Here is a 12,195-nt window from a genome sequence, read left to right as displayed (position 1 = left end):
GCGCACCGGGCGTTCTGCGTCACCGGGAAATAAACCGTGTCCGACCGCGGAAGTGCCTGGCTATCCGGGTCCGGGGTGCTTATATGAGCACGTGGATCAATGGACGGGGGGACTGCCGCCTGCTGCGCATGCCCGCATCGCTGGACAAAAGGCCAGTCGAACAGCGGGGTCGCTGCTCTCGGTCGCCGCGGCGGCGAGCATCCAGAGCGTCGGGCTGACCGCCGTCGGCGAAGTCTTCGGCTGCGCCGTCATGAACCTCGGGTGGAAGGGCAGCGGTTGTGCCTGGTGGACGTCGGGGGCGAAGATGGGGAGATCGTCGATAGGCCAGGTTTCGCCCGTGACGACCTCAGGCGGCGGGTCCACCTGGGGCAGCTTCGCCCCCTACGTCGGCGCATACGAACGCGGCTGGTATGGCGCACTCAAGCGGATGCGCGTCGAAGCGCAGGCACTCGGGGCGCACGGAGTCGTTGACATTCGCATCCGTCGCACCCGCGTCGAGGGCACGGCCTGGGAATTCAGCGCCCTCGGTACGGCCGTGCGCTCCACGGATTCCTCTCTCGTGCCTTCTCCCGGATCCGCGGCCGACCCCTGGTACACCAACCTGAGCGGAGAAGACTGCGCCGCGGCTCTCCTGGCCGGATATCTCCCGCACAGTGTCGTGCTCGGGATGTCCGTGTCGACGAAGCATGAGGATTGGCAGCTTCAGCAGCAGCGCACCAGTTGGATCAACGGCGAAGTGACCGGGATGACCAGGCTGGTCCAGGCGGCGCGGCGCGAAGCCAGGGAGCGGCTCGCGCGCCGGGTCACGCACACGGGTGCGGCAGATCTCGTCGTGACCGACACCACGCTGTCCGAGTTCGACACCGCGTGCGGCGGCTCGGATGCGCGAGACCTGCACGCCGAATTCGTCGTCGTCGGCACCACCCTGGTGGCGTTGCCGCGCGCGCGGAACCGGTCGGCCGTTCCTCCGCCCCTGACCGTGATGCCCCTGCGCGATTCCCCGCAACGCCCACGAACGCCTGAACGATGATCTCCCCAGCACCCACGACGAGCGAACGGACGACCACCCCATGACGGACCCATTCTCCGGCGTCTCCCTCTCGGCGAGCGCCCGGGCGCGCCTGGCCGACGGCAAGAAGCATCTGTTCACGTCCGACCTGTCCGTCAACGAGTTCCTCCTGGTGCGGCAAGCCGGATTCCGCCCGGTGGGACTCGTGCTCGGTTCGAGCGTCTACCACGTCGGGATCCAGACGCGACGCTGGGGCCAGAACATGGAGCTCGACAAGCTCAGTGCCGCGATGTACCACGCTCGGGAACTCGCGATGACGCGCATGGAGGCGGAGGCCGACGCCCTGGGCGCAGACGGCATCGTGGGCGTTCGGCTCGAGATCGAGTTCAAGGACTACGGCAACAACCTTGCCGAATTCGTGGCCATCGGAACAGCCGTCGTGGCAGACCACGCCCCGGCGAGCGGTACCTGGCGCAACAACAAGGGTCTTCCGTTCACCTCGGACCTCTCCGGCCAGGACTTCTGGACCCTGATCCAGTCGGGCTACGCACCGCTCGGCCTCGTGATGGGAACCTGCGTCTATCACATCGCCCACCGGGGAACGATAGCCGCCCTCAGCAGCCTGGGAGCGAACGTCGAGATCACCCAATTCACGGAGGCGCTGTACGACGCTCGCGAACTGGCCATGGGGAGAATGCAGACGGAGGCCGAAACCCTCGCGGCTGACGGCATCGTCGGAGTGCAACTCCTGTCGCTGCCGCACCGGTGGGGCGGGCACACCACGGAATTCTTCGCGATCGGAAGCGCGGTCCGCGAACTGCGCGAGGATCACGTCATCGCCACTCCGAGCCTCGTGCTTCCCCTGACGGACGGTGGCCGCTGGTGACCCTCGAGCAAGCCACGGCCGACCCCCAGGCGTTTCTGGCCGGCCTCGCCGACGGAGCCATACGTGCGCTGTCCGCACCGGTGGCCGCGAGTGTCCTGACGGTGGAACGGAACCGCTCGCTGGCAGACCGCCTGGCCGGCAAGCCCGGGTCCATCCGTGAGATTCGACTTGGGGCGAACAGTGAGACCCTGACCCTCACTCACCTCGCGGGACCCCGGTTCCTCGCCCAGGCCCAGAAGGTTTCCGGCGGCGTCGTGATCTCACGGCGGACCCTGACCCTCGGCGAATGGCTCAGCGTCTTCGCCGGCCGTATCGCCGCCGTGGCGGGGGATGCCGCGGGCGAGGCTTCCGCGGCGGCGCACGCACTCCACACCCTCGGCATCGAGTCGACAGGGTCGGACGTACGGGTTGCCGATGCGACCCTCGACGTCGATCTGAGAAGCCTTCCGGCGCGGGTGGAGTCCCGTCTCCCGCCGGAAGCCGTGACGGCCGTCCGTCGGATCACCGGGCTGCTGCTGGAGACACTGCCGAGGCTGGCGGGCAACCTGGAAGCCGAGATGACGGCCAGGCGAACGGCGACCTCGTATCTCCCCGAGACTCTGCGCACGTATCTTGCGCTCCCTGCCGAGTGGGCGCACAATCACGTCTTCGCCGACGGCACCACGCCTGACACGGCACTGGCCGCTCAGTTGACCGTTCTCGAGACGGCCGTCACCGAGATGTACGACGCGGCCGTCCGTGATGATGCCGAAGGTCTCCTGATCAACGGCCGGTTCCTCTCCGCTCGTTTCGCCAGGTCCAGTCTCGATCTCTCGTAACGGCGATGCGTGCGGGCTGGGCGATCGAGGACTAGCTTGGGTGGGTGTCCACTCCCTCGATCGACGCACACACCATTCACGCCGCCGGCGTCGAGCGGCTGCTCGCGAGCTATCGGGCGGTCCCGCCGACGGCCTCCGTCCGGCTCGCGAAGCACACCTCGAACCTGTTCCGGTCACGCGCGAAGTCGGACGCCCCGGGCCTCGACACGTCGGGATTGACGGGCGTCATCGCGGTCGATACCGAAGCGCGGACGGCCGACGTGGCCGGCATGTGCACCTATGAGGACCTCCTCGCCGCGACCTTGCCGCTCGGGTTGGCTCCGCTCGTGGTCCCACAGCTGAAGACGATCACCCTCGGCGGTGCGGTCACGGGCCTCGGCATCGAATCGACGTCCTTCCGCAACGGCCTTCCGCACGAGTCGGTGCTGGAGCTGGACATCCTCACCGGAACGGGCGACGTCATCACGGCGTCGCCGGCTGAGCACGAGGACCTCTTCCGCGCTTTCCCGAACTCCTACGGCACGCTCGGGTACGCGGTGCGCCTGCGCATTGAGCTGGAGCAGGTTGACCCCTTCGTCGAGATCCGGCACCTGCGGTTCCACTCGCTCCCCGCCCTCGTCGCGGCGATGGGCCGCATCGTCGCGACCGGTGACCTGGACGGCGACCGCGTCGACTACCTCGACGGCGTGGTGTTCAGCGCCGACGAAGGCTACCTCTGCGTGGGCGCCCAGACCGCCGCGTCCGGCCCGGTGAGCGATTACACCGGGCAGAAGATCTACTACCGGTCCATCCAGCACGACGCCGGCACCACGGTCGACCGGCTCACGATCCACGACTACCTGTGGCGGTGGGACACGGACTGGTTCTGGTGCTCGGCGGCATTCGGCGCACAGCGTCCGCTCGTCCGCAGGCTCTGGCCCCGAACGCTTCGGCGCAGCAGCTTCTACGGGAAGCTGATGCGCTACGAACAGCGATTCCAGATTGGGGATCGCCTCGAGTGGCTGCGGAATCGTCCACGCCGGGAACGAGTCGTGCAGGACGTCGAGATACCGATCGAGCGCTGTGCGGAGTTCCTGGAGTGGTTTCTGGCCACTGTGCCGATCGAACCGATCTGGCTCTGCCCGCTGCGGCTGCGTGACGACGGCGGCTGGCCGCTGTACCCGATCCGGCCGCGACAGACGTATGTCAACGTCGGGTTCTGGTCGACGGTGCCGGTGGGGTCGACCGAGGGGGAGACGAACCGTCGGATCGAGGATGCGGTCGGCGAGTTCGACGGGCACAAGTCGCTGTACTCGGACTCGTACTACTCTCCGGAGAAGTTCGACGGACTCTATGGCGGAGACGTCTATCGGAGCGTCAAGGACCGATACGACCCCGATTCGCGTCTCCTCGATCTCTACGCAAAGGCGGTGTTACGACGATGACCACGTTCCAGCAACGAACGCCGGAAGAGGCGGATCAGGCAGGGCGACCTGAACCAGAGGGCAAGCTCGCCCTGGCCGGGATCCTCGAGATCCTGGCCGGCGGTCGGCTCCCGCTTCGGTTCACCGCCTACGACGGGAGTTCGGCCGGCCCGCGAGACGCACCCCTCGGGCTGGAGCTGAGAACGCCGCGGGGCACGACCTACCTGGCGACCGGCCGCGGCGACCTGGGCCTGGCCCGCGCCTACATCGCCGGTGACCTCGAGATCCACGGGGTGCACCCCGGCGACCCGTACGAGCTCCTCAGAGCGCTCACCGGCGACCTGGTCTTCACGCTGCCGTCGCCCCGGGTGATGGCCACCATCATCCGCTCGATCGGAGTCGGCCACCTGCGCCCGATCAAACCGCCGGAACTGGAAGCACCGCCGCGCTGGCGCCGGATCGCCGGGGGACTACGGCACAGCAAGAGCAGGGACGCCGAGGCGATCCACCACCACTACGACGTGTCGAACACCTTCTACGAGTGGGTGCTCGGGCCGTCGATGACCTACACGTGCGCGTGCTACCCGCGCCCGGACGCCTCCCTCGACGAGGCTCAGGAGAACAAGTACCGGCTGGTGTTCGAGAAGCTGCGGCTGAAGCCGGGCGACCGGCTGCTCGACGTCGGCTGCGGCTGGGGCGGCATGGTGCGTTACGCGGCCCGCCGCGGCGTGAGGGCCACCGGAGTGACCCTGTCGGAACAGCAGGCCGGCTGGGCGCAGCGTGCGATCGCCGAGGAAGGCCTCGCCGGTCTGGCCGAAGTCCGGTTCGGCGACTACCGCGACATCGCCGAGACCGGCTTCGACGCCGTGTCGTCGATCGGGCTGCTCGAGCACATCGGCGTGCGCAACTATCCCGCGTACTTCGAGTTCCTGCAGTCCCGCCTGCGCCAGGGCGGGCTCCTGCTCAACCACTGCATCACCCGCCCGGACAACCATTCCGAAGCGTCCACCCGCGGGTTCATCGACCGGTATGTCTTCCCCGACGGCGAGCTCACCGGCTCCGGCCGCATCATCAGCGCCGCACAGGACACCGGCCTGGAGGTGCTTCACGAGGAGAACCTGCGGCAGCACTACGCCCTGACCCTGCGCGACTGGTGCACCAACCTCGTCGAGCACTGGGATGAGGCCGTCGCCGAGGTCGGACTGCAGACCGCGAAGGTCTGGGGCCTGTACATGGCCGGCTCACGGCTCGCGTTCGAGACGGGGGGAATCCAGCTGCACCAGGTCCTTGCGGTGAAGCCGTCGGACGGGGATGGCCTCGGGAGCCTGCCCCTGCGGCCCTGGTGGACTCCCTGATTCGTTGGGGAAGTTCGTTAGGGAAGAAGGATAGTCCGGACCACCGATGTCGTCCTATGCTGAGGCCGTGATCAGTAACTCAGCGGCCAGCGTTGCCAGCACAGCAAAGAACAGCCGCACTTTGCAGATGCTTGCCCGCCTGGGCTTCGCCGTCAACGGCTTGTTGCACATCCTCATCGCCGCGATAGCCATCGCCATCGCGGTTGGTGCCGGAAGCGGTAGTGCAGATCAGTCCGGTGCTCTCGGGCAGCTCGCGACGAGCCCGGGCGGAGTATTCGTTCTGTGGGTTGTGGTCGCGGGACTGGCTGCCCTCGGGCTCTGGCTGCTTTTGGGAGCGTTCCTGATGCGCGGCGCAGACCCCAAACGTCAGTGGTCCCGGCGCGTCACTGAAGTCGGCAAGGCGGTTGTCTACTTCCTTCTTGCGGGGACCGCTTTCACCTTTGCGCAGGGGGGAGCGACGAGTTCCGCCGGCAGTACCCGTGATGCCAGCGCATCGCTTCTTGCGGCGCCAGGAGGCGTGATCGTCCTCCTGGCCGGGGGTCTTCTCGTGCTGGCCATCGGGGTCTACTTCGTGCGCAAGGGTGCGTTGCAGAAGTTCACGGCAGATATCTCGGTGCCGAGCGGGTCGGCTGGAAAGTTTGTCCTCGCTTTGGGAATCGTCGGCTACGTCGCCAAGGGAATCGTGTTGGCCGTCGTGGCGGTCCTCATCGTGGTTGCGGCCATCACCGTGGACCCGAGCCAGTCGACCGGCCTGGACGGGGCGCTGAGGTCCCTCGTCGCTCTTCCGTACGGCGGGCCTATCTTGTCTGCTCTTGGTGCGGGTCTGATCGCCTATGGGCTGTACTGCTTCGTCAGGGCCTGGCGCGCCCGGCTCTGACATCTGAGGTTCACGCGGGTTCAGGTCATTCCGCAGAGTGCGGGATCGTGATCTGGAGCTCCCCGGAAGCCCGAAGGCTTCGCCACGTGTCGTAGGCGATCACGCTGCCCAGAATGACCAGAGAAAGTGATACGGATGCCATGACATCCGTTGCCCAGTGGTAGCCCAAATAAACGCGACTGACCGCCGCGGCGACGATGCACAGGAGCGCGAAGCCGAAGCCTGCCATTGCTCCACGGATGCTTCGACGACGTGAGAACACGAGGTACGCGGTCAACAGCACGAAGTCTGATGCGCCCAGGACGTGTCCGGACGGGAAGGAGAAGGAGGGATCGGGGCCGAAGAGCATGAGATCGGTCGGCGGTCGATGGCGGTCCACCGCATGTCCGATCACCTGCCCCAAGAGGACTCCGACCAACATGGCCGATGCCAGGATGAGTGGACGTCGGCCGTGCTTACCTATGATGCCCCAGACCACGCACACGACGAGAAGAAGGATGGGAAGTGCGACGGGCCCGAAAACGATCGCCAGTCCGATCATGATCGCGGTCAGGGTTGGCGAGCGCATACCGAAGAGCCAGTCCTGCACAGGCGCGTCCACCACGGTGAGTCCGTTGTGCTGCAGGACGGAGGCGAGGATTGCCGTGAAACAGACGACGCCGAAGCCGACCAGAACAATCGACGTCACATAGAATCGCCGGCGAGAGGCGGGCTCCAGCACGCGTTCCTCTGCGATGAATCTGGTGCGCATGCCGTGCAGGGAAGGCCGCTGGCCGTTGGTGCGGGGAGGATTCACGGGGCAATTCCTTTCGCTGATCGTGACCTGCGTTCCTTGGCGAGCGCGCGTTCACCGTCGAGCTTGGCGGCGAGCGGCGCCCACGTGACAATCGCGACGCCGATTCCGAGCAGCAGGGCGCCCAGGGTATCGGTGAGCCAGTGTGCACCGAGATAGGTGCGACTGATCATCATGAGGGCCGTGTAAACGGTCCCGGCGACCACAACCCAGATCCGTGGCAGGAGAATCGCAATGACTGCGGCCATCGTCGCGGCATTCGCAACGTGGCCAGATGGGAAAGATCCGAAATCGAGGTTCGTCAGGAAATTTTCCGGGCGTGCGCGCCCGAAGAATTGTTTCAGGAGTTGGACGGCTGCTCCGGTGACGATGGTCGCGACCAGGTAGTAAGCCGCCGCCCAGGGACGTCGTGCCACAAGCAGCGCGACGGCGACGAGGGCCGGCACGACGAGGGTCGCCACCACGCCTCCTCCGAGGAAGTCCATCGTCAGTGCAAGGACCTGCCAGAGGGGTTCGCGATTCTCAACCAGTTCCCGCATCCATTCCACATCGATGGGCAACGGCAGCCCATGATCACGCGTTGCGATCAGAGCGCCCAGCGCACACGCCAGGGCGACGGCTGCGAGGCCACTGATCAGCGGCCACCGGCGGGAGACGCGGCGTGCACCCGACGTTGCCGCACGTTCAGGACGCGCGCCGGGCGCTGCATCCGAGCGTTCGGTTGAACTACCGGCCATGACTCCAGCCAAAGGATCGTTTGATGGGCACCGACCGGTCACCATGCTCATGCGGTGATCGTGGGTGAAGGCGAGCTTACCTCCCGGGGTACCGGCGGCCCAACTAAGGTGGGGACACGTGAATCCGCGCGGCCGCACGTCAGATCGGACTTCCAGAGTGAACCTGCGAAAACTGCCCAAGGCCCTGCCGATCGCGGTCCTCTTCCTCGAGATGGCCATCCGCGTCGGGGCGGTCATCAGGATTCCGCCGAACCGCCGTCCCACGGCGGCGATGGCCTGGCTGATGGCGATCTTCATTGCGCCGATCCCGGGAGCGGTGCTCTTCAGCCTCTTCGGCAGCAGCAGGCTCCCGAGGGCACGGCGCGAGAAGCAACAGGACATCAACGACTACATCCTCGGTACGACCGCCGGCCTCGACCAGGTCTCCAAGACGGAGACCTGGCCCCAATGGTTCGAATCCGTCGTCGAACTGAACCACACGTTGGGCGCCATGCCGCTCGTCGGCGGAAACGACGCTGTGCTTCTGCCCGACTACGAGGAGTCGATCGCCGCGATGACCGAGGAAGTGATGCGGGCCGAACGGTACGTGCACGTGGAGTTCTACATTCTCAGCCGAGACCGGACGACGATGCCGTTTTTCGACGCCCTCCTCGCAGCCCATGAACGGGGTGTGATCGTCAGGGTTCTGTACGACCACATCTCGACGATCCGGAGCCCGCAGGGCCGGGCGACCCGCCGTTGGCTGAGGAACGTCGGCATCGATTCCCACGAAATGCTCCCCTTCCATCCTTTCAGAACGCAATGGCGGCGCCCGGACCTGCGAAACCACCGCAAGGTGCTCGTGATCGACGGAATCGTCGGATTCATGGGCTCGCAGAACATGGTCGACCCCAGCTACAACACCAGGGGAAACATCAAACGGAACCTGCGGTGGAAGGATCTGATGGTGCGACTGGAAGGCCCCGTCGTCGCGGGCGTCAACGCGATCTTCATCACCGACTGGTACTCCGAGACGGAAGATCTCCTCACCCGTGAGGCAGACCCGATCTATTCCGTGACCACCGAGGACACCCTCGACTGCCAGGTCGTTCCGAGTGGGCCCGGGTTCGAAGGCGAGAACAACCTGCGGGTCTTCAACGCCCTGCTCTACTCGGCCCAGGAACGACTCGTCATCGCCAGCCCCTACTTCGTCCCCGACGACTCCATGCTCTACGCGATCACGACGGCCGCGGAACGGGGAGTAACGGTGCACCTGTACGCCTGCGAAGTCGCCGACCAGGCCCTCGTATGCCACGCACAACGCTCGTACTACGAGACCCTGTTGCGGGCGGGAGTGCGCATCTTCCTGTACGAGAAACCGGTCGTCCTGCATGCCAAGCATTTCACCGTCGACGATGAAGTCGCGGTGATCGGGTCGAGCAATATGGACATGCGCTCGTTCAGCCTCAACTTCGAAATCTCGCTGCTGGTCCGGGGGAGACGTTTCGTCGACGCGCTGCGCAGGATTCAGGACGACTACCGGAGCCACTCCCGGGAGGTTCTGCTCGACGAGTGGCTGCAACGTCCGCTTGGCACGCAGGTCCTGGACAACCTCAGCAGGCTCACTGCCACCGTCCAATGACCGCCGCATGGCGCGACCATTCCCGTTCCCGGGGCATAGCGGGTGGGCAGGCACGTCAGCCGTTCTTCAGGACTCGGGCGGCACGATCAGGAACGTATCGGAACGAATCCTTGGGCCACTGTCAGCAAACTGCAGGCTGCACATATCGCAAGGAGCGCTGAGTATCCGATCCGGGCAAAGAAATAGGCCGGACATCCGTTGGATGTCTCGACCTATTTCTTCTCACAGCGAAGAACCTGGACTACCGGATCTTCATTCTGTGCCCGAGGGGGGACTTGAACCCCCACGCCCATAAGGGCACTAGCACCTCAAGCTAGCGCGTCTGCCATTCCGCCACCCGGGCTGGTGCTGGCCAGCCGGTGACCGGCTGACGAGTCAATAATCTAGCACGGATTTCGAGGCCTTCCCGCACAACCCGACCGCACACCCGCACATGACAGTCCGTGAACCCCCGGGACAGCTCCCCGCAGCGACAACCGATAGCGTGAAGTCATGGCTTCCTGGGCAGACGACACCGATCCGGCAACACCCCTCGATCTGACCGCGGAACTCGCCCGCGACCTGATCCGGTTCGACACCACGAACTACGGCGAGGGCCGTTCCAACGGTGAAACGGATGCCGCGGAGTACGTCGCCGAGCACCTCAGGGGCCTCGGCCTCGCGCCGGAGCTCTTCGACTCGGAGCCGGGGCGCACGAGTGTCGTCGTGCGCGTGCCCGGCCGGAACCGCGACGCGGGCGCCCTGGTCGTGCACGGCCACCTCGACGTCGTCCCCGCCGACCCGGAGACCTGGTCGGTCGACCCCTTCGCCGGTGTCATCAAGGACGGCCTGCTCTGGGGCCGGGGTGCCGTCGACATGAAGAACATGGATGCGATGATCCTCGCGGCACTGGGCGACATCCTCGGCGCGGGCGAGGCACCGGCCCGTGACCTCATCGTGGCGTTCTTCGCCGACGAAGAGGCCGGGGGAGTGCTCGGCTCGCACTACCTCGTCGACACCCGCCCGGAGCTCTTCGCAGGCGCCACCGAGGCGATCAGCGAGGTCGGCGGGTACTCGATCACGCTCGGCGGCCAGCGCGCCTACCTGCTGCAGACGGGGGAGAAGGCCCTGATCTGGATCAAGCTCGTCGCCCGCGGCGACGCCGCCCACGGCTCGAGGCTCATCCGGAACAACGCCGTCACCAAGCTCGCAACGGCCGTCGCGGCGATCGGCCGCCGGGAGTGGCCGATCCGGCTGACCGACACCACGACCCAGCTGCTCGCCGAGATCGCCCGGATCCTCGACGTCGATCCGCAGCGCGTCGGCCCGGACGAACTCGCGCTCGCGACGGGAACAGCGTCCGGGTTCATCCAGGCCAGCCTCCGCACCACGACCAACCCGACGCTGCTCAAGGCCGGGTACAAGCACAACGTGATCCCCGACCTCGCCGAGGCGCTCATCGACATCCGCACTCTGCCCGGCGAGGAGGACGCGGTGCTCGCCGAAGTTGCGAGCCTCGTCGGCCCGGACATCGAGATCGTCGTGATGCACCGCGACATCGGCCTAGAGACCGACTTCGGCGGCCCGCTCGTCGACGCCGTGGTCGGCAGCCTGCACCGGCACGACCCGGGCGCCCCCGTGCTTCCCTATCTCCTGTCAGCGGGCACCGACAACAAAGCCCTGTCCAAGCTTGGAATCCGCGGGTACGGGTTCGCCCCGCTGCGCCTTCCGGCTGAGCTGGACTTCCCCGGAATGTTCCACGGGGTCGACGAGCGGGTTCCGCTCGACGCGCTAGTCTTTGGCAGGCGGGTCCTTACCGACCTGTTGTCGACCTACTAGCAAAGCGAGCTCCGGTGAACTTCCTCAACGCCATCATCCTGGGACTCGTGCAGGGTCTGACCGAGTTCCTCCCGGTTTCGTCCAGCGCCCACATCCGCATCGTCGGCGAACTCCTCGGCATGGGCGGGGACCCGGGCGCCCGGTTCACCGCGATCATCCAGATCGGCACGGAGGCGGCCGTCGTGCTGTTCTTCTGGCGGGACATCTCGCGCATCGTGACGCACTGGGTCAAGTCCCTGTTCGGCAAGATCCCGCGCAGTGATCCCGACGCGCGGATGGGCTGGCTCATCATCTTCGGATCGCTCCCGATCATCGTGCTCGGCCTGGTCTTCCAGAACCAGATCGAGTCCACCCTCCGCAACCTGTGGATCACGGCGACCGTGCTCATCGTCTTCGGCGTGCTGCTCGGTGTCGCCGATGCGGTCGGGGCCCACCGGCGCCGCCTGAAGGACATCACGGTCACGCACGGCGTCATCTACGGCTTCGCCCAGGCGCTCGCGCTGATCCCTGGCGTCTCCCGTTCCGGCGGAACGATTACGGCCGGCCTGTTCATGGGCTACGAGCGCCGCGCCGCCGCCCGTTACGCATTCCTCCTCGCCATCCCGGCTGTGCTCGGCAGCGGCTTCTACGAGATGTACAAGGCCATCGCGCACCCCTGCCTCGAGGGCGCCACCAACTGCACCCCGGAGATCTTCGGCCCGGCCGAGACCGCGGTCGCGACCGTCGTCGCCTTCGTCGTCGCCTTGTTCGTCATCGGATTCTTCATGAACTACATCTCCAAGCGCAGCTTCCTGCCCTTCGTCATTTACCGCATCGTGCTCGGCTTCGCTCTGATGGCCCTGCTCGCGACCAACACCATCGCGGCTTAGGGGCCCTGG

Annotated in this window: 11 protein-coding genes and 1 tRNA gene; 9 read left to right on the top strand and 3 right to left on the bottom strand. The window is 66.3% G+C overall.

Features of this window, described 5'->3' with window-relative positions; translation table 11 throughout:
- Window positions 1-91 precede the first annotated feature (91 nt).
- From RHM57_RS07555 to RHM57_RS07530, 6 genes are read left to right on the top strand one after another with little or no spacing between them, the layout of a single operon-like run.
- Window positions 92-1,030, top strand: a complete 939-nt coding sequence (locus RHM57_RS07555; protein ID WP_322135823.1) for a heavy metal-binding domain-containing protein — start codon at window positions 92-94, stop codon at window positions 1,028-1,030.
- A 40-nt stretch (window positions 1,031-1,070) separates the two neighbouring features.
- Window positions 1,071-1,895 (top strand): heavy metal-binding domain-containing protein, encoded by an 825-nt coding sequence (locus RHM57_RS07550; protein WP_134561113.1) that lies wholly within the window; start codon window positions 1,071-1,073, stop codon window positions 1,893-1,895.
- Window positions 1,892-2,713 carry a hypothetical protein gene (locus RHM57_RS07545; protein WP_134446576.1) on the top strand — a complete coding sequence of 274 codons (822 nt, stop codon included), beginning with the start codon at window positions 1,892-1,894 and terminating at the stop codon, window positions 2,711-2,713. The genes RHM57_RS07550 and RHM57_RS07545 overlap by 4 nt, the downstream gene beginning before the upstream one ends.
- 44 nt (window positions 2,714-2,757) lie before the next feature.
- Window positions 2,758-4,137, top strand: a complete 1,380-nt coding sequence (locus tag RHM57_RS07540; RefSeq protein ID WP_322140811.1) for an FAD-binding oxidoreductase — start codon at window positions 2,758-2,760, stop codon at window positions 4,135-4,137.
- A complete protein-coding gene (locus RHM57_RS07535) occupies window positions 4,134-5,471 on the top strand; it encodes a class I SAM-dependent methyltransferase (RefSeq protein WP_322135826.1) in 1,338 nt (445 codons plus the stop codon). The genes RHM57_RS07540 and RHM57_RS07535 overlap by 4 nt, the downstream gene beginning before the upstream one ends.
- Before the next feature lie 46 nt (window positions 5,472-5,517).
- The gene (locus tag RHM57_RS07530) at window positions 5,518-6,348 is read left to right on the top strand and encodes a DUF1206 domain-containing protein (protein WP_174774644.1); all 831 of its coding nucleotides are present in this window, start codon (window positions 5,518-5,520) and stop codon (window positions 6,346-6,348) included.
- Between the two features lie 25 nt (window positions 6,349-6,373).
- Here RHM57_RS07530 and RHM57_RS07525 read toward each other — a convergent pair whose 3' ends face one another.
- Together RHM57_RS07525 and RHM57_RS07520 are read right to left on the bottom strand one after the other, a co-directional pair.
- The gene (locus RHM57_RS07525) at window positions 6,374-7,144 is read right to left on the bottom strand and encodes a phosphatase PAP2 family protein (protein WP_241987330.1); all 771 of its coding nucleotides are present in this window, start codon (window positions 7,142-7,144) and stop codon (window positions 6,374-6,376) included.
- Entirely contained in the window at window positions 7,141-7,878 is a 738-nt protein-coding gene (locus tag RHM57_RS07520) for a phosphatase PAP2 family protein (protein WP_134446573.1), read from the bottom strand. The genes RHM57_RS07525 and RHM57_RS07520 overlap by 4 nt, the downstream gene beginning before the upstream one ends.
- Before the next feature lie 211 nt (window positions 7,879-8,089).
- On the opposite strand from RHM57_RS07520, the gene cls reads away from it, so the two are divergent.
- Window positions 8,090-9,499 (top strand): cardiolipin synthase, encoded by a 1,410-nt coding sequence (gene cls / locus RHM57_RS07515; protein ID WP_322189836.1) that lies wholly within the window; start codon window positions 8,090-8,092, stop codon window positions 9,497-9,499.
- 260 nt (window positions 9,500-9,759) lie between these two features.
- Here the strand turns inward: cls and RHM57_RS07510 are convergent.
- Window positions 9,760-9,842, bottom strand: a tRNA-Leu gene (locus tag RHM57_RS07510).
- Window positions 9,843-9,991: 149 nt separating this feature from the next.
- Here RHM57_RS07510 and RHM57_RS07505 point away from each other — a divergent pair.
- Together RHM57_RS07505 and RHM57_RS07500 are read left to right on the top strand one after the other, a co-directional pair.
- Window positions 9,992-11,317, top strand: coding sequence for a M20/M25/M40 family metallo-hydrolase (locus tag RHM57_RS07505; protein WP_134446572.1), 1,326 nt, complete (start codon window positions 9,992-9,994; stop codon window positions 11,315-11,317).
- A gap of 14 nt (window positions 11,318-11,331) precedes the next feature.
- Complete coding sequence (locus RHM57_RS07500; RefSeq protein ID WP_134446571.1) at window positions 11,332-12,186, top strand: undecaprenyl-diphosphate phosphatase; 855 nt, start codon at window positions 11,332-11,334, stop codon at window positions 12,184-12,186.
- Window positions 12,187-12,195: the final 9 nt, after the last annotated feature.

The sequence above is a fragment of the Cryobacterium sp. 10S3 genome (assembly GCF_034344045.1).
Lineage (GTDB): Bacteria > Actinomycetota > Actinomycetes > Actinomycetales > Microbacteriaceae > Cryobacterium > Cryobacterium glucosi.
The sequence above is the reverse complement of the archived record's forward strand: the minus strand, read 5'-3'. Positions and strand labels throughout refer to the sequence as shown.